This window comes from Microbacterium testaceum StLB037 (genome assembly GCF_008763945.1).
Lineage (GTDB): Bacteria > Actinomycetota > Actinomycetes > Actinomycetales > Microbacteriaceae > Microbacterium > Microbacterium testaceum_G.
In genome coordinates this window covers 426,999-444,085 of the sequence record NZ_VTQH01000001.1, presented here as the reverse complement: position 1 = coordinate 444,085, position 17,087 = coordinate 426,999, and the positions used below count along the sequence as shown (strand labels likewise).

General features: G+C 70.1%; 14 protein-coding genes. 9 read left to right on the top strand and 5 right to left on the bottom strand.

From position 1 onward, the window contains the following. The first annotated feature begins 172 nt into the window (after positions 1-172). Positions 173-2,968 carry a preprotein translocase subunit SecA gene (gene secA, locus F9B98_RS02160; protein WP_150952220.1) on the top strand — a complete coding sequence of 932 codons (2,796 nt, stop codon included), beginning with the start codon at positions 173-175 and terminating at the stop codon, positions 2,966-2,968. A 152-nt stretch (positions 2,969-3,120) separates the two neighbouring features. After that, complete coding sequence (locus tag F9B98_RS02155; protein WP_150952218.1) at positions 3,121-4,347, top strand: pyridoxal phosphate-dependent aminotransferase; 1,227 nt, start codon at positions 3,121-3,123, stop codon at positions 4,345-4,347. Positions 4,348-4,373: 26 nt separating this feature from the next. On the opposite strand, the gene F9B98_RS02150 is transcribed toward F9B98_RS02155, so the two are convergent. Beyond that, on the bottom strand, positions 4,374-4,808 hold the full coding sequence (locus F9B98_RS02150) for an Rv3235 family protein (protein ID WP_150952215.1): 435 nt from the start codon (positions 4,806-4,808) through the stop codon (positions 4,374-4,376). A 610-nt stretch (positions 4,809-5,418) separates the two neighbouring features. Here F9B98_RS02150 and F9B98_RS02145 point away from each other — a divergent pair. Then, a complete protein-coding gene (locus tag F9B98_RS02145) occupies positions 5,419-6,915 on the top strand; it encodes a sensor histidine kinase (RefSeq protein WP_144782276.1) in 1,497 nt (498 codons plus the stop codon). Between the two features lie 213 nt (positions 6,916-7,128). Here F9B98_RS02145 and F9B98_RS02140 read toward each other — a convergent pair whose 3' ends face one another. After that, positions 7,129-7,377, bottom strand: a complete 249-nt coding sequence (locus tag F9B98_RS02140; RefSeq protein WP_013583608.1) for a WhiB family transcriptional regulator — start codon at positions 7,375-7,377, stop codon at positions 7,129-7,131. 212 nt (positions 7,378-7,589) lie between these two features. On the opposite strand from F9B98_RS02140, the gene F9B98_RS02135 reads away from it, so the two are divergent. Next, positions 7,590-7,970, top strand: a complete 381-nt coding sequence (locus tag F9B98_RS02135) for a histidine kinase (RefSeq protein ID WP_150952212.1) — start codon at positions 7,590-7,592, stop codon at positions 7,968-7,970. 68 nt (positions 7,971-8,038) lie between these two features. Here the strand turns inward: F9B98_RS02135 and bcp are convergent, their stop codons facing one another. The 3 genes from bcp to aroA are packed head-to-tail and all read right to left on the bottom strand — an operon-like array spanning position 8,039 to position 10,917. Then, positions 8,039-8,512 (bottom strand): thioredoxin-dependent thiol peroxidase, encoded by a 474-nt coding sequence (bcp, locus tag F9B98_RS02130; protein WP_150952209.1) that lies wholly within the window; start codon positions 8,510-8,512, stop codon positions 8,039-8,041. Next, positions 8,509-9,570 (bottom strand): ribosome small subunit-dependent GTPase A, encoded by a 1,062-nt coding sequence (rsgA, locus tag F9B98_RS02125; protein ID WP_150952206.1) that lies wholly within the window; start codon positions 9,568-9,570, stop codon positions 8,509-8,511. The genes bcp and rsgA overlap by 4 nt, the downstream gene beginning before the upstream one ends. Positions 9,571-9,573: 3 nt before the next feature. After that, a complete protein-coding gene (aroA, locus tag F9B98_RS02120; RefSeq protein WP_150952203.1) occupies positions 9,574-10,917 on the bottom strand; it encodes a 3-phosphoshikimate 1-carboxyvinyltransferase in 1,344 nt (447 codons plus the stop codon). Positions 10,918-11,005: 88 nt separating this feature from the next. Here aroA and F9B98_RS02115 point away from each other — a divergent pair, with 88 nt between their 5' ends. From F9B98_RS02115 to F9B98_RS02095, 5 genes are all read left to right on the top strand, one after another. Further along, the gene (locus F9B98_RS02115) at positions 11,006-11,632 is read left to right on the top strand and encodes a sigma-70 family RNA polymerase sigma factor (RefSeq protein ID WP_150955762.1); all 627 of its coding nucleotides are present in this window, start codon (positions 11,006-11,008) and stop codon (positions 11,630-11,632) included. Continuing rightward, positions 11,629-11,871: a zf-HC2 domain-containing protein gene (locus tag F9B98_RS02110; RefSeq protein ID WP_150952200.1), complete on the top strand. Its 243-nt coding sequence runs from the start codon at positions 11,629-11,631 to the stop codon at positions 11,869-11,871. Before F9B98_RS02115 ends, F9B98_RS02110 begins: the two co-directional genes overlap by 4 nt. 61 nt (positions 11,872-11,932) lie before the next feature. Further along, entirely contained in the window at positions 11,933-13,237 is a 1,305-nt protein-coding gene (locus tag F9B98_RS02105; RefSeq protein WP_150952196.1) for a GNAT family N-acetyltransferase, read from the top strand. A gap of 36 nt (positions 13,238-13,273) precedes the next feature. Next, positions 13,274-15,784 carry a bifunctional lysylphosphatidylglycerol flippase/synthetase MprF gene (locus F9B98_RS02100; protein ID WP_150952193.1) on the top strand — a complete coding sequence of 837 codons (2,511 nt, stop codon included), beginning with the start codon at positions 13,274-13,276 and terminating at the stop codon, positions 15,782-15,784. Continuing rightward, complete coding sequence (locus F9B98_RS02095) at positions 15,781-17,082, top strand: alpha/beta hydrolase (RefSeq protein ID WP_150952190.1); 1,302 nt, start codon at positions 15,781-15,783, stop codon at positions 17,080-17,082. Before F9B98_RS02100 ends, F9B98_RS02095 begins: the two co-directional genes overlap by 4 nt. The last annotated feature ends 5 nt before the right edge of the window (positions 17,083-17,087 follow it).

Here is a 17,087-nt window from a genome sequence, read left to right as displayed (position 1 = left end):
AGCGCCGCATTCCCGCGCGTCGCCGTGTGTTCGCTACGGGCGGGCGGTGAGGTCTGCGGATTGCGGCCTCCTCGCAGGTCACGAACGGGTAACACGGATAACATAGGCGATGTATGCCTGTTCGCAGGCCGGCGTCCACGCGGACGCTGCACCCGACAGATGGAGATGCTTCGTGGCCAATCCGCTCGAGAAACTGCTGCGCGCCGGCGAGGGCCGCATCCTGCGCCGACTGCAGGGCGTCGTGAAGGCGACCGGGGCGCTCGAAGAGGACTACGAGCAGCTCACCGACGACGAGCTGCGCAACGAGACCGTCGAGCTGCGCGCACGCTACGAGGCCGGAGAGACGCTCGACCAGCTGATGCCCGAGGCGTTCGCCGCCGTCCGCGAGGCCGCCAAGCGCACCCTCGGTCAGCGTCCCTACGACGTGCAGATCATGGGCGGTGCGGCTCTTCACCTCGGCAACATCGCCGAGATGAAGACGGGTGAGGGCAAGACGCTGACCGCGGCGCTGCCCGCGTACCTCAACGCGATCGCCGGCCAGGGCGTCCACGTCATCACCGTCAACGACTTCCTCGCGAGCTATCAGTCCGAGCTCATGGGCCGCGTCTACCGCGCCCTCGGCATGACAACGGGAACGGTCGTCGCCGGACAGACCCCCGAGGTGCGCCGCGAGCAGTACGAGGCCGACATCAGCTACGGCACGAACAACGAGTTCGGCTTCGATTACCTCCGCGACAACATGGCGTGGCGCAAGGAAGACCTCGTGCAGCGCGGTCACTTCTACGCCATCGTCGACGAGGTCGACTCGATCCTCATCGACGAGGCCCGTACCCCTCTGATCATCTCGGGTCCGGCATCCGGTGAAGCCAACCGCTGGTTCGCGGAGTTCGCCAAGCTCGCCCGCACCCTCGAGGCCGGGGTCGACTACGAAGTCGACGAGAAGAAGCGCACGATCGGCGTACTCGAGCCCGGTATCGAGAAGGTCGAGGACTACCTCGGCATCGACAACCTGTACGAGTCGGCGAACACCCCGCTCATCTCGTTCCTGAACAACTCGATCAAGGCGATCGCGCTGTTCAAGCGCGACACCGACTACGTCGTCATGAACGACGAGGTCATGATCGTCGACGAGCACACCGGTCGCATCCTCGTCGGTCGCCGTTACAACGAGGGCATCCACCAGGCCATCGAGGCGAAGGAGGGCGTTCCGGTCAAGGCCGAGAACCAGACCCTCGCCACGGTCACCCTGCAGAACTACTTCCGCCTCTACGACAAGCTCGCCGGCATGACCGGTACCGCCGAGACCGAGGCGGCCGAGTTCATGTCGACGTACAAGCTCGGCGTGGTGCCCATCCCCACCAACAAGCCGATGATCCGCAAGGACCAGCCCGACCTCGTCTACAAGAACGAGACCGCGAAGTTCGCGCAGGTCGTCGAAGACATCGTCGAGCGTCACGAGAAGGGCCAGCCCGTCCTCGTGGGCACCACGAGCGTCGAGAAGAGCGAGTACCTCTCCCGCCTGCTGGCGAAGAAGGGCGTGCGCCACGAGGTGCTGAACGCCAAGAACCACGCGCGTGAGGCCGAGATCGTCGCGCGCGCGGGACGCCTGGGTGCCGTCACGGTCGCCACCAACATGGCCGGCCGCGGAACCGACATCATGCTCGGCGGAAACGCCGAGTTCCTCGCCGTGCAGGAGATGAAGGCGAAGAACCTCGACCCCGTCGAGACCCCCGAGGCGTACGAGTCCGAGTGGGACACCGTGTATCAGGGCATGCGCGACGCCGTCGCCGAAGAGGCCGCGAAGGTCGTCGAGGCGGGCGGTCTGTACGTGCTCGGCACCGAGCGCCACGAGTCGCGCCGCATCGACAACCAGCTGCGCGGTCGCTCGGGGCGCCAGGGCGACCCCGGTGAGAGCCGCTTCTACCTCTCGCTCACCGACGACCTCATGCGTCTGTTCCAGTCGGGCGCGGCCGAGGCGATCCTCGCCCGCACGAACTTCCCCGACGACGTCGCGATCGAGTCGGGTCTGGTCTCGCGCGCGATCAAGAGCGCGCAGTCGCAGGTCGAGTCGCGCAACGCCGAGATGCGTAAGAACGTCCTCAAGTACGACGACGTCCTGAACCGTCAGCGCGAAGCCATCTACGCCGACCGCCGCCACATGCTCCAGGGCGACGACATCGCCGACCGCGTGCAGCACTTCATCGAAGATGCGATCACCGCCGTCATCGACGACCACACCGGGTCGGGTCACACCGAGTCGTGGGACTTCGACGCCCTGTGGACCGAACTGAAGACGATGTACCCGGTGAGCGTCACGATCGATGAGGTCGTGGCCGAGGCCGGCGGCAACAAGGGACGCATCACCCCCGATGGGCTCAAGCGCGAGATCATCTCCGACGCCCGCATCGCCTACGAGAACCGGGAGAAGTCGCTCGGCGAGCAGGCCCTGCGCGAGCTCGAGCGTCGCGTCGTGCTGCAGGTGCTCGACCGCCGCTGGCGCGAGCACCTCTACGAGATGGACTACCTGAAGGACGGCATCGGCCTGCGCGCGATGGCCCAGCGCGACCCGCTCATCGAGTACCAGCGCGAGGGCTACCAGATGTTCCAGTCGATGATGGGGCAGATCAAGGAGGAGTCGGTCGGCTTCCTCTACAACCTCGAGGTCGAGGTGCGGAAGGTCGAGGGAGACGAGGCGCAGGTCGAGGCCAAGGGGCTCGCCCCGACGCCCGTCGAGACGCAGCGCCTCGAGTACTCCGCGGCGAATGACGCCGGCGAGGTCGAGGTCCGCAACGATCGCGGCCAGGTTCAGCAGGCGGCCACCAACCGCCTCCGCCAGGCCGGCCAGCAGGCCGAGCCCGCGGCCGAGCAGGCGGCGCCCGCCGCGCGTGGAGCCTTCGGGCAGCGGGTGGCGTCGACAGACGAGCCCGCGGCGAACAACCGCGCCGACCGCCGCGCCGCCAAGAAGTAGTAAACGAGAACGGATGCCGCGCCCCGAGGTCCCGGGCGCGGCATCCGTCGTTTCCGGGGCCATCCCGGCAGGGCTGAGCGGTCGGTGGTCACCCGGTCGAGCGGTCCACGCGGTGTCGATTGGCCGGATGCGGGCGGGGATATCCTGAACCGATGAGCCCGCTGCGCCCCCTCGACCAGTCATCCAAGCTGAAGGACGTCCTGTACGAGATCCGCGGGGAGGCCCTCGTCGAGGCCGACCGTCTAGAGGCCGAAGGGCACTCGATCCTCAAGCTCAACACCGGCAACCCGGCGATCTTCGGCTTCGAGGCGCCGCACCAGATCGTGCGCGACATGATCGCCTCGGTTCCGAACGCCCACGGCTACAGCGACAGCCGCGGCATCCTCTCCGCTCGTCGTGCCGTCGTCTCGCGGTACGAGCAGGAGCCCGACTTCCCGCACCTCGACCCCGCTCACGTGTTCCTGGGCAACGGCGTGTCCGAGCTCATCACGATGACCATGCAGGCGCTGCTCGACGAGGGCGACGAGGTGCTCATCCCCGCCCCCGACTATCCGCTGTGGACGGCGATGACGAGCCTCGGCGGAGGAACTCCCGTCCACTACCTCTGCGACGAACAGCGCGAGTGGCAGCCCGACCTCGACGACATCCGCTCGAAGGTCACGCCCCGCACCAAGGCGATCGTCGTCATCAACCCCAACAACCCCACGGGTGCGGTGTACTCGCGCGAGATCCTCGAAGGGATCGCCGACATCGCCCGCGAGCACTCGCTGCTGGTGCTGGCGGATGAGATCTACGACCGCATCCTCTTCGACGACGCCGTCCACATCCCGATGGCCACGGTCGCCCCCGACCTGCTCTGCCTCACCTTCAACGGCCTGTCCAAGACCTACCGCGTGGCCGGCTACCGCTCAGGGTGGCTGGCGATCACCGGCCCGAAGGAGCACGCGCAGGGATTCCTCCACGGCATCAACCTGCTGGCATCCACTCGTCTCTGCCCCAACGTCCCCGCGCAGTTCGCGGTCCAGGCGGCGCTCTCGGGGGTGCAGTCCATCGACGCGCTCATCGCCCCGACGGGTCGTCTTCACGAGCAGAGGGATGCCGCGTGGCAGGGCCTGGAGGCGATCCCCGGCGTCTCGTGCGTCATGCCGCGCGGCGCCCTGTACGCGTTCCCGCGCTTCGACCCGGACGTGTACGAGATCCCCGACGACGGCAAGTTCGTGCGCGACTTCCTTCTCGCCGAGCACGTGCTGCTCGTGCAGGGATCGGGCTTCAACTGGCCCGCCACCGACCACGTGCGCATCGTGACGCTTCCCGAAGCCCGTGTGATCAGCGACGCGATCGAGCGGCTCGGCAACTTCCTGGCGTCCTGGCGGCCCTGACACTCGTCGGCAGCTCTCACCGCCCGTCACAGGAGGTGGAGATCGGTGATGCGCCAGCGACGTCGGAAGGATTCGAGGCGCAGGGCCACGGCTCGTGTGCGCATGCGGCCCGTCACGATGACCGTCGCCTCGATGATGCCCTCTCGCGGGGAGGAGAGATGGACGCTGCGGATCTCGTGTCGGACGCGGTAGACCTGGACGGATCGGGCGCTCCGAGCGCGCGTGGTGAGGTTCATGCGCGTGACCAGCGTGCGATAGACGTCGTCCGTCATCCACCGGGCCAACTGCTCGGAGTCCCGGACGCCGGCGATCACCTCGAGGATCCCGCGAACCATGTTGCCGACGAAGACCTCGATGGTCGAGTGGCCTCCGGCGGGCGCGTTCGTCCCGAGGTTGCTCAGATTCCGTGCGTTCTGCTGTGAGCGTCGTTCGGCCTCGCGGCGCCGGGCTGCTTCGGGCATGATTCCTCAATCTCTCGGTCGTGCGTCCAGCGGTGCGGGAATGTCGCCGACAGTAGGCCGGTGCACGCATACCCGCTGACGGATTCGCTGGGTCTGTGGATAGATCGCCCGCGGGGTGAGGCGGGGGAGGAACGGCGGAGGGCCCTCGTGCCGGGAGATGCAGCGTCGGTAGAGACAAGCGAGGCCGGCCCCTGCGACAGCAGGACGAGGAGCCGAGTGGCGCGTGATCCCGGCGCGGCCGGCACGGGCGTCGTCGAGGCCGTCGAGATCGACGGGCATCCGCGGCGTGAGCCGACGGGCAGAGCGAGCGGCCCGCCATCTCGAGCGGGGCGGCGTCGTGCAGCATCTGGACTCGTCCGAGGGGTGAGATTCCCCTCGCCACGGGGTCACGATGTCCACTCTTCTGGGGACGCCCGGATCTCACCCGTCGTCCACCCGCACGCCCGTACGAGCGCGGACGTTCCGCCGTTCGGTGCCAGGAGCGACGCGGCAGATCGCCCCTCAGCGCGTTGTTGGAGTCCGTCCTTCTTCATCCGACGATTCACCCCTGGCCCACGGGTGATACCCACGACGGCCCTGCCCGCGGGGTGGGTCCCTCTAGGGTGGAGGGGTGTCGACACTCAGTGAACTCGTCTACGCCCAGGGCCGCTCCAGCGAGGCGGACGTCGAGTGGCTGCACCGGCTCGCCGGCGACGGACAGCTGCTCGCCGACCTGGCCTTCGCCGACATCGTGATCTGGGTTCCGACCCCCGACGACTCCTTCGTCGCCGTCGCTCACACGCGGCCCGGGGGAGCGGCGACGCTCTTCTACCGCGACATCGTCGGCGACCGGGTCCGTCCGCAGTGGCGCACCCAGGTGCGCGAGGCCTTCCAGAGCGGCCGCATCGTCGACTCGGCATCCCCCGACTGGTTTGAAGAGACGCCCACACGCGTGCGCGCGGTGCCGATCGTGCGCGAGCTCTCGCGCGAAGGCCACGCGGTCACGACGGTGGGCGTGCTCACCCGCCACACCAACCTCGGCGAGACGCGCACGCCGTCGCGCCAGCAGATCACCTTCAACGACTGCGCCGACGACGTGTTCGGCATGATCGCCTCCGCCGAGTTCCCCGACCTGTCGGCCCCGACGGCTCCGCGCCGAGGCGCCCCGCGCGCCTCGGACGGACTCATCCGCCTCGACGTCGACGGCATCACGACCTTCGCGAGCCCGAACGCCCTCTCGGCGTTCAACCGCATGGGCTTCGACGACGAGCTCGAGGGCGAGTCGCTCGCCGAGGTGACCGCCCGCATCCTCCCCGCCAAGCGGCAGGACGTCGACGAGTCGCTGCCCGTCGTGGTGAGCGGCCGGGCGCCGTGGCGCGCCGACATGGAGGCGCGCGGTGTGCAGGTGTCGCTGCGGACCATTCCGCTGCGCGACCGCGGCACCCGCATCGGCGCGATCGTGCTGAGTCGCGACGTCACCGAGATCCGCCACCAGGAGCAGGAGCTCATCACCAAGGACGCCACGATCAGAGAGATTCACCACCGCGTCAAGAACAACCTGCAGACGGTCGCCTCACTGCTGCGGATCCAGGCCCGGCGCACGCACTCCGATGAGGCGCGCGACGCCCTCACACAGGCCATGCGCCGCGTCTCCGCGATCGCCGTGGTGCACGACACCCTGTCCGAGGGGCTCGCGCAGAACGTCGACTTCGACGACGTCTTCGCCCGCGTGCTCAAGCTCGTCGCCGAGGTCGCGGCGGCGCCGAACACCCGGGCGCGCACCCGCACGACGGGCAAGTTCGGAACCCTGCCGAGCCAGTTCGCGACCCCCTTGGCCCTGGCCCTCACCGAGCTCGTGACGAACGCCGTGGAGCACGGCCTCGCCGGGCAAGAGGGCGATGTCGAGATCGCGGCCGAACGCACCGGCGAGATGCTCGAGGTCAGCGTGCGCGACACGGGCGTCGGGCTGCCGGAAGGACAGGTCGGCCGCGGCCTCGGCACGCAGATCGTCCGCACGCTGATCCAGGGCGAGCTCGGCGGCACGATCGACTGGCACACGCTGATGGGCAGCGGCACCGAGGTCACGATCGAGATCCCCCTGCGCTACATCGGCGGTTCCGCCGCCTGACGGGTCGTCGCACGGCATCCGATGCTCTCGGGTGTCGCCGCGCGCCCGCATCCGGGAGGGCGCGAAGCTCGCAGAAGGGTGCGTTCCTCGCAGATTCCGGATGCCACGCTGCGAGCGAACCGCCCATCTGCGAGCCGACGTGCGCTCGCCGCATCCCCGCCGACGCGAAGAAGCCCGCCCCCGGAGGGGCGGGCTTCTTCGGGGAACCTGTGGTCAGGAGGCGCGGCGGGCGCGGGCGGCGCGGCGCTTGAGCGCGCGACGCTCGTCTTCGCTCAGGCCGCCCCAGACGCCCGAGTCCTGGCCGGACTCGAGGGCGTACTGCAGGCAGACCTCGGTGACGGTGCAGCGTGCGCAGACCGACTTGGCCTTCTCGATCTGGTCGACCGCGGGGCCGGTGTTGCCGACAGGGAAGAACAGTTCGGGGTCGACGGTGAGGCAGGCTGCTTTGTCGCGCCAATCCATGGGGGTGCTCCTTGTAACAGAAAATTGGTCGATTCGGCACCGGGATTCGGGTCCGGTACCCTGGTGGGAACGCGAGCGATTGCTCGCCCCACTTCGCTGTGGGAGCACACGGCTTGTTCCATGCTCCCATAGCGATTCCGCCTGATCAAGAGGTAACCGCGAGGTTTCCAGATCGTAACGGCGCAGGTGCGCCCGCCGGGGAGGCTTTCCGGATGCCGATTCGTCTTGCGGCCGCGGCTCTCCTGGGCCTCGAGAGCCTCGGCATCCTGGCCCTCGCGGGCTGGCAGACGGTCGCCCTCATCGGCGGCGACACCGACTCCGTGGTGAGCTCGGTCGCCCTCATCGTCCTCACGGTGATCGGGGCGGCGATCGTCGGTGCCTTCGCCGTCGCGACCGCTCGCGAGGTCTCGGCCGGTCGATCCGGCGGCATCGTGACCCAGCTGCTCATCCTGTCGGTGGCCATCGGCGCCGTGACGGGGGAGTGGGCGGCTCCCGGCATCGCCGTGCTCATCGCCGTCCCGGCAGTTGTCGGTCTGGTCCTGCTCGTGCTGGCCGTGCGCGCGGCCGCTCCCCGCCGTCGCGACGACGGCTGAGCCCCCCCGCCGCAACGCGAAGACCCCGCCAGACGCTCTCGCGCGGCGGGGTCTCGGCATCCGTCGGGTCAGGCCGCGGCGAGACCCAGGGTCTTGCGCAGTCGCGCCACGTGACCGGTGGCCTTGACGTTGTACATCGCCTCGACGATCTTCCCGTCCTCGTCGACGACGAAGGTGGAGCGCAGCACACCGGTGACGGTCTTGCCGTAGTTCTGCTTCTCGCCCCACGCGCCGTAGGCCTCGTGGACGGCGTGATCGGCATCGCTCAGCAGCGGGAAGGTCAGCCCGTCGCTGTCGCGGAAGGCGCGCAGCTTCTCAGGAGTGTCGCGCGAGATGCCGAGCACCGTGTAGCCGGCGCCCTGCAGCGAGGCGAGGCTGTCGCGGAAGTCGCACGCCTGGGTGGTGCATCCCGGGGTCTGGGCCGCGGGGTAGAAGTAGAGGATCACGCGGCGGCCGCGGAAGTCGCCCAGCGAGACGGGGTGTTCGTCCTGGTCGAGGAGGGTGAAGTCGGGGGCGATATCGCCCTTTGCGAGATTCGTCACCCGTCCAGCCTAGAACGCTCGATGCCCTGGAACGTCGTCAGCAGGCGCTGCAGGGAATCGAGCCGCGCGGGGGCTCCGGGGCCGAGGCGTCCGGACTCGACCGCCTCGATGATCGCGCAGTCGGGGGCGTCGGGCAGGTGCGTGCAGCCGCGCGGGCACTCCTCGGCGACCTCGGCGAGGTCGGTGAAGGCGCCGAGCACGTGCGCGGGGTCGACGTGGCCCAGGCCGAACGACCGCACCCCCGGGGTGTCGATGACCCACCCCGAGCCGTCGCGGCCGCGGTAGCGCAGCGATACCGCCGACGATGAGGTGTGGCGGCCCCGGCCGGTCACGGTGTTGACGTGACCGATCGCGCGCTCCGACCCCGTGAGGGCGTTGACGAGCGTCGACTTGCCGACCCCGGAGTGTCCGACGAACACCGTCGAGTGGCCCACGAGCGCCTCGCCGATCTCGTCGAGGGGCATCTCGCCTCGGGCGCTGGTGAACACCCGCAGGTCGAGGCCGACGAAGTGCGCGAGGAACTCGGTCGGATCGGCCAGGTCGGTCTTGGTGACGACGAGAAGGGGACGGATGCCGGCATCCAGCGCCGCGACCAGGTAGCGGTCGACGAGACGGGCGCGGGGTTCGGGGTCGGCCGCGGCGACCACGATGAGCATCTGGTCGGCGTTGGCGACGATGACCCGCTCGACCTGGTCGGTGTCGTCGGCGCTGCGGCGCAGCAGCGAGGTGCGCTCCTCGAGGCCGACGATGCGCCCGAGGGTGCCCTCATCTCCCGACAGGTCGCCGACGACGCGCGCGCGGTCACCGTTGACGATGGGCTGCTTGCGCAGCTCGCGGGCACGCGTGGCCAGCACCCGTCGCTCATCGGGGCCGTCCTCGTCGACGAGGACCGTGTATCGGCCGCGATCAACACCGAGCACCCGGGCGATCTGCGCGTCGGCGTGAGCCGGGCGCCGCTTGGTGCGCGGTCTGTTGGCTTTGGGATTGGGACGGACCCGGATCGACGACTCGTCGAACTCCAGGTCGTCGTCGTCATCGCCGTCGTCGAGCCAGCTCATCGCTCACGCGCCCGCGGCATCCGGACCCAGCATGTTCTTCCACAGGGCGGCGAACTGGGGAAGCGTCTTGGCGGTCGTGCCGATGTCGTCGATGCGCACGCCGGGCACCCGCAGGCCGATCAGGGCACCGGTGGTGGCCAGACGGTGGTCGTGGTGCGCCTTCCATTCGCCCCCGGTCAGCGGTCGGGGGACGATGCGGATGCCGTCGTCGAGCTCGTGCGCCTCGCCGCCGAGCGAGCGCAGGTTGCCCACGAGAGCCGCGATGCGGTCGGTCTCGTGCCCGCGGATGTGCCCGATGCCGTGAAGTGTGGTGGGCCCGTCGGCGAAGGCCGCGAGACCGAAAAGGGTCGGAGCCAGCTCGCCGGCCGCCGACAGATCGAGCTCGACGCCCAGGATGCCCTCGTCTCCGGCGGCCACCGTGAGGGCGCCGCTACGACGGCTGACGCGAGCCCCCATCTCGGTGAGGATGTCGACGAGGAGGGCGCCCGGCTGCGTGCTGTGCAGGGGCCAGCCCGTCACGCTCACGGAGCCGCCCGTGACCATCGCCGCGGCCAGGAACGGCGAGGCGTTCGACAGGTCGGGCTCGATCGCGACGTCTTTCGCCCGCACCGGTCCCGCCGGGACGATCCACTCGCCGGGGGCGGGGCGTTCGACGTGCACCGCGCGATGGGCGAGCGCTTCGACGGTCATGTCGATGTGGGGGATGCTCGGCAGCCTCGAGCCGACGTGGCGCAGGTGGAGCCCGACGTCGAACCGCGCGGCCGCCAGCAGCAGGCCGGAGACGAACTGGCTCGACTGACTCGCGTCGATCTCGACCTCGCCGCCGCGCACGTGTCCGTGCCCGCGGACCGAGAAAGGCAGGGCCCAGTGGCCGCCGTCGTCGATGTCGACGCCCACGTCGCGCAGGGCGTGGATCATGGCGCCCATCGGCCGGTGCAGCGCGCTCTCGTGCGCGGTGACGCGGACGTCGCCCCGGGCGAAACCCGCGACGGGCGCGATGAAGCGCATGACGGTTCCGGCCTGTCCGCAGTCGATCGTGCCCTCGCCCGTGAAAGAGGACGGGGGCGTGACGAGCAGATCGGGCCCGAAGGGGGACCCCGTGTCGATCTCTTCGATGCCGACGCCGAGGACGCGCAGCGCATCGACCATGCGGGCGGAGTCGTCGGAGTGCAGGGGCCCGTGCAGGGTTCCGGGGCCGTCGGCGATGGCGGCGAGGATCAGTTCGCGATTGGTCAGCGACTTGGATCCGGGCACGGTGACCGTGGCATCCAGGGGGCCGTCGGCGACGGGCGCGTCCCACTCGCCGCGGGGAGTGGCGGCGGAAGGGGAATACCCGAGCGAAGACATCGGTTCCTAGCCTACTGAAAGGGGACGACACGTGACCGCACTTCTCGAGCGCGACCGCCCGGCGCAGGCCGGCCCGGTGCTGTCGGGCATGCCCGACGTAGACTGGCGCGCGATGAACGACACCGCCGACGCCGGCCCACAGACGGAGCCCCGCGAACAGTTCGAAGAGCAGGCTCTGCCCTTCATGGACCAGCTGTATGCCGCTGCCATGCGCATGACGCGCAATCCCGCGGACGCGGCCGATCTCGTTCAAGAGACCTTCGTGAAGGCCTTCGGCTCGTGGGCGACGTTCACGCAGGGCACGAACCTCAAGGCGTGGCTCTACCGCATCCTGACGAACACGTACATCAACACGTATCGCAAGAAGCAGCGCGAGCCCTACCAGAGCGCGATCGACGACCTCGAGGACTGGCAGCTCGGCGGGGCCGAGTCGACCACCGCGAGCAGCGCCCGTTCGGCCGAGGCCGAAGCGATCGACCACATGCCGGCATCCGTCGTGAAAGACGCGTTGCAGTCGATCCCCGAGGATTTCCGGATGGCGGTGTACCTCGCCGACGTCGAGGGCTTCGCCTATCAGGAGATCGCCGACATCATGAAAACCCCGATCGGCACGGTCATGAGCCGCCTGCACCGCGGCCGGCGGCTGCTGCGCGACCTGCTGTCGGACTACGCCAAGGAGCGCGGCATCCAGGCCGCGACGGGAGAGACGAAATGAGCGACTGCGGCTGCGACAAGGCGCGACGCGACCTCGAGGAATACCTTCGCAACGAGGTCTGCAAGACCCAGCAGGCGGACATCCGCGAGCACCTCGAGAATTGCCCCGGATGCCAGGACGAGGCCCTCGTGGCACGCACCCTGACCGAGGTGGTCGCGCGCGCGTGCAAGGAGACCGCGCCCGACGAACTGCGCGATCAGGTGCTCTCGCGCCTGCGCGCCATCCAAGCGACGCACTGACCCGCGGGCGGACGTGAGCCGGGTCTCCTCCGGTGTCGGAGGGGGTCCCTAGGCTGGGGTCATGGCATCCATCGACACCCTGACGCTGCCCCTCGACCAGACCTCTGCCGCCGACCTCGCCGCCTCCGGGCTCGAGTACGCGCGAGTGGACGCCGACGGTGACGGGTTCCGCCCGTTCCAGCGAGCCGTGGCCCGGGGCTTCCTCGGCGGGGAGTCGACCGACGACGAGGCGGAGAACGCCCGCACGACGCTGCGCACGCGGCGCCTCACGGCGGTCTACGACCGACGAGGCGTCGAGCCCGAGGTGCCGGTCGGAACGATCGACTCGTGGGCGTCCGAGCTCACGACCTCACCCGGTCGGACGACGGCCCTGTGGTCGATCAGCGCCGTGACGGTCGCACCGACGCACCGCCGTCGGGGCATCGCGCGTTCGATGATCGGCGGCGAGCTGCGCACGGCCGCGGCGGCGGGGTTCGCCGTGGCCGGGCTCACGGTCACCGAGGCGACCATCTACGGCCGGTGGGGGTTCTCTCCTGCCGCGTGGGCCTCCGACGTCGAGATCGATACGGGGCGTGCCCGGTGGACGGGTCCGACGGCTCCCGGGCGGCTGGACTTCGTCCCGCGCGACGCCGTGGTGCAGCGATTGAGCGCGGTGCACGAGCGCGTGCGCGTGCAGCGTCCGGGCTCGGTTCCGGGGTGGGACGGGCGGTGGCGCGGCGTGGCCGGGCTCGCACCCGGCGACAAGTCGGCCGAGAAGGTGCGCGCGGTGTCCTACCGCGACGCCGACGGCGACGAGACCGGGATCCTCGTGTACACGATCGACGAACGCGACGACTTCTCGTCGCACGATCTCGACGTCCGCGCGATCTTCGCCGTCGACGGCGAGGCGTCTGCGGCGCTCTGGCGCTTCGCGATCGAGCACGATCTCGTGGGCCGGGTGAAGGCGTGGCTGCAGCCGGCCGTGCCGCCGGTGCAGTGGATGGTCGCTGACCGGCGCGCAGTGAAAGCGACGCTCACCGATCACCACTGGCTCCGCATCCTCGACGTGCCGGGCGCTCTGACCGCGCGCCGGTACGCGGCGGGCCTCGATCTCGTGCTGCGCGTGACCGACCCGCTCGGATTCGCCGCGGGAGCATGGCGTCTGCACGTGGGAGCCGACGGCGAGGCCGAGGTGGCCGCGGTCGACGGCGACCCCGCCGCCGACGTCGAGCTGACCGTGGGGGCGCTGGGGTCGATCCTGCTCGGCGGGGTTCGCCCCACGGAGTTGGCGCAGACGGGGCTGGTGAGCGGCGCGGTCGAGGCGCTGGCCGATCTGGACCGGACTTTCGCCCCCGAGTCCACCCCGCTGCTCGATATCTGGTACTGACGCCTTCTCATAGCATTTGGCAATACGCTTTCGCCGATGTCCGAATCCGCCGCCCCTCCGATCGCCGAACGAGCGCCGTCGCGCCTGACGGCTGTCGGTGCAGCGTTGCGTCGATACGTCTCGCACAATCCCGTCGCCGTCGTCGTCGCGGTCGTCGTCGTGGCGTCCGCGGCGGCCACGGGGTCGCTCTGGGGTGAAGACGCCACCGCCTGGGGGGCAGGGCCCCTGGCGACCTTCGCGAGCGGCCGGTGGTGGACGCTGCTGACGGCGCTGGTCATCCCCGATTCCGCGATCGACGCCCTCTCGTCGGTGGTGCTCGCCCTGACCGCCCTGGCCGCCGTCGAGCGGCTGGTCGGGTCACGGCGCACGAGCGTCCTCCTGGTCGCCATCGGGCTGAGCGGTCTGCTCGTCGGCATCGGGTTCCACGCCGCGGCCTGGACGATCACCGACCTCCGCCCCGTCGTCGCCGCCGAGGTCCCCGTCCTCGACCCCACGACCGCGATCGCCGGCGCCGTCATGGCCGGATCCGCGTTCGCCCCGACGCTGTGGCGCCGTCGGCTGCGCCTGGTGGGCTTCGCCCTGCTGGCGCTCTTCGCGCTCTACGCCGGCGACGCGGACTCCTGGTACCGCCTGTCGTCCGCTGTCATCGGGCTGTTCGTGGGCGCCGTCCTCGCGCGAGGGCGCGAGCGACGGTCCTGGCATCGCAGTTCGACGCGCGAGACGCGCACCCTGCTCGCGCTGCTGGTCGCGGTCGTGGGGAGCGGGCCCATCGTGGCGTTGATCAGCGGCGGAGGTCGAGGTCCGCTCTCGCTCGTCGTCGACGCCTACACACAGTACGACGACGAACTGCTCGCGCAGTGCGGCTCGGTCGCCTCGTCGGTCTGCGATGAGCAGATCGCGCTGCTGATGACCCGCGGCGCCGGTCCCGCCCTGCTCGCGATCGTGCCGCTCGCGCTGCTCCTGGTGGCCGCGTGGGGTCTGCGCCAGGGCCGGCGCTCGGCCTGGATGGTCGCGGAGTTCGTGCTCGTGGCATCCGCGGTCCTTCCCGTCGTCTCGCTGGTCGACGGCCGTCTGCGGATCGACCCCTGGGTCGACGGCAGCGGTGCGGAGTACGTGCTCTGGGCGATCGCGACGATCGTCATCCCCCTCGCCCTCGCTGCGGCCCTGTTCGTCGCTCGCGCCCGGTTCTCCGTGCGCGCGACCCGTCGCGCGGCGCGGATCGTGGCGGCGGTGGTCTCGCTGGCCTTCCTCGCCTGCGCGACGACGCTCTTCGTGGTCGAGGCCGTCGGTCATCGCGCCTTCGACCGCGACGTCTCGATCCTCGACCTGCTCGGACTGACGCTGCGACGGTTCCTCCCTCCCGCATTCACGCACCCGGGAGGGTCGACCGCGTTCCCGCACAGCGGGCCGGCGCTGTTCGCGTACCAGTGGATCGGCGTGCTGTTCTGGGCGATCGTGGTGGCGGCGATCCTCTGGCTCTACCGCCGCTCGCGGCGCCCCGCGGCGGTCGACGACGGTCACTACCGGGACCTTCTGCGGCGGGGGAGCGACACTCTCGGCTTCCTCGGCACGTGGGCGGGCAACAGCCACTGGTACTCGGCCGACCGGGAGTGCGCGGTGGCCTATCGCCTGAGCGGAGACGTGGCTCTCGCCGTCGGGGATCCGCTCGCGCCCGAGGGACGCCGCGCCGAGGCTCTGCGCGGCTTCACCGACTACTGCGTCGAACACGGCTGGACGCCCGCGTTCTACAGCATCCACAGCGACACCCTCGACGACCTCGTTGCGCTCGGATGGAGGCATGTCCCGGTCGGGGTCGAGACGGTGATGGATCTGCCCGGCCTCACCTTCGCCGGCAAGACGTGGCAGAAGGTGCGGCAGCCGCTCACGCGTGCCGAGCGGGAGGGTTACACCGCCGTGTGGTCGCGATGGCACGAGCTGAGCGTCGGACAGGCGTCGCAGGTGATCGCGATCGACGAGGAGTGGGTGGCCGACCGGGCGCTGCCCGAGATGGGCTTCACCCTCGGCTCCCTCGACGAGCTGCGCGATCGCGACGTGCGGCTGCTGCTCGCGATCGGCCCCGACGATCGCATCGAAGCGGTCACGAGCTGGATGCCGTCCTGGACGGCGGGAGAGATCACGGGCTGGACGCTCGACTTCATGCGCCGGCGCACCGACGGGCCCAACGGCATGATGGAGTTCCTCATCGCCAAGGCGGCCCTCGAACTGCAGGAGGAGGGCGCGACCGTCCTGAGCCTGTCGGGTGCCCCCCTCGCCGACGACCCCGACGAGGTCGTCGACGGTGATCCCGCTCCTCTGCGCGCGTTGCTGCGGTGGTTGGCGGAGGTTCTGGAGCCGGCCTACGGCTTCGCCTCGCTCTTCCGGTTCAAGGGCAAGTTCCGGCCCCGTTACCGGCCCTTGGCCCTCGCCTACCGAGATCCGCTCGAGCTGCCCGCGATCGGCGCCGCCGTCGGACGCGCGTATCTGCCCGATGCGTCCCGCCGGGAGATGGTCGCCCTGGCCCGAACCGCCTGGGAGGGCCGCCGGTGAACAAGTTCATCCTGTCGTTCGAACTGATCGACAGCCCCATGCTCACCGTGAGCGCGATCGTCGCCGCGCTGGGGCTGGCCGGTGTCCTCCTGTGGCGCGTGCGCCGGCTCATCCTCACCTCGATCGTCGGGGTCGGCGCCGGCGTGGTCATGTTCATCGTGGCGAAGATCCTCGAGGCCATGGGGACCTTCCAGGGACCGCTGCCCGGCGGCGCCATCTGGTGGGCGACGGGGGCGGCGATCGCGGTCGCCGTCGGGATCGTCGGGATCTTCCGAGCCCCCTGGCCGCGGAGAGTCCTCGGCGTGGTGACGGTCATCGCCGCGCTTCTGGCGGGGACCCTCGGGGTGAACACGTCGTACGGCGTGACCCACAATCTCGCGGCGATCCTCGGTGTCCAGGCACTCGACCCGGCGACCCTCCCGCCGCAGGACGCGACCGGCGGAGACCCCGCGACGCTCTACCAGAGGTGGGACCCGCCGGCGGACATGCCGACGAAGGGGTCGGTCAGTGCTTTGACCGGCGCGACGAAGATCCCCACGGGGCAGTACGCCGCCCGCGACGCCTCGCTGTACCTGCCGCCCGCCGCTCAGGTCGCCAACCCCCCGGCGCTCCCGCTCCTCGTCTTCATGATGGGCCAGCCCGGCTCGCCCGATCCGACGGCCCTGGCCAAGGCGCTCGACGCCTTCGCGGCCAAGAACAAGGGACTCGCCCCCATCGCGATCGTCGTCGATCAGCTCACCGCGCCCGACCGCGACCCCACGTGCGTCGACTCGGCGAAGTACGGTGCCGTCGCGACCTACATCAACCAGCTGGTGCCGCAGTGGGCCGAGAAGAACCTCAACATCATCACCGATCACAAGTACTGGGTCATCGGAGGCTTCTCGAACGGCGGCTCGTGCGCCGCGCTGTACGGCTCGAAGTACCCCGACACCTGGGGGCAGATGCTCGACATCATGGGCAACGAGTTCCCCGGGTCGGAGCACGTCGATCAGACCGTCAAGGACGTCTACAACGGGGATGCAGCCGCTTTCCAGGCGAACAAGCCCTCGGTGGTCATGGCGGCCGCGGCGCCCGGCACCTACACCGGCCACACCGCGATCTTCACGTGGGGGAGCGAAGACAAGACCTACGGTCCGGGCCAGCTCGCGAATTCAAAGGCTGCGGAGGCGGCGGGCTTCACCGTCCTCACGCACATCGTCGAGGGCGCGGGGCACACCGGAGAGGCGCTCGACGGCAGTCTGGCGTATGCGATCCCGGCGCTGGCGCCGACGCTGGGGCTGGCTGCGCCGGCATCCTGAACCTG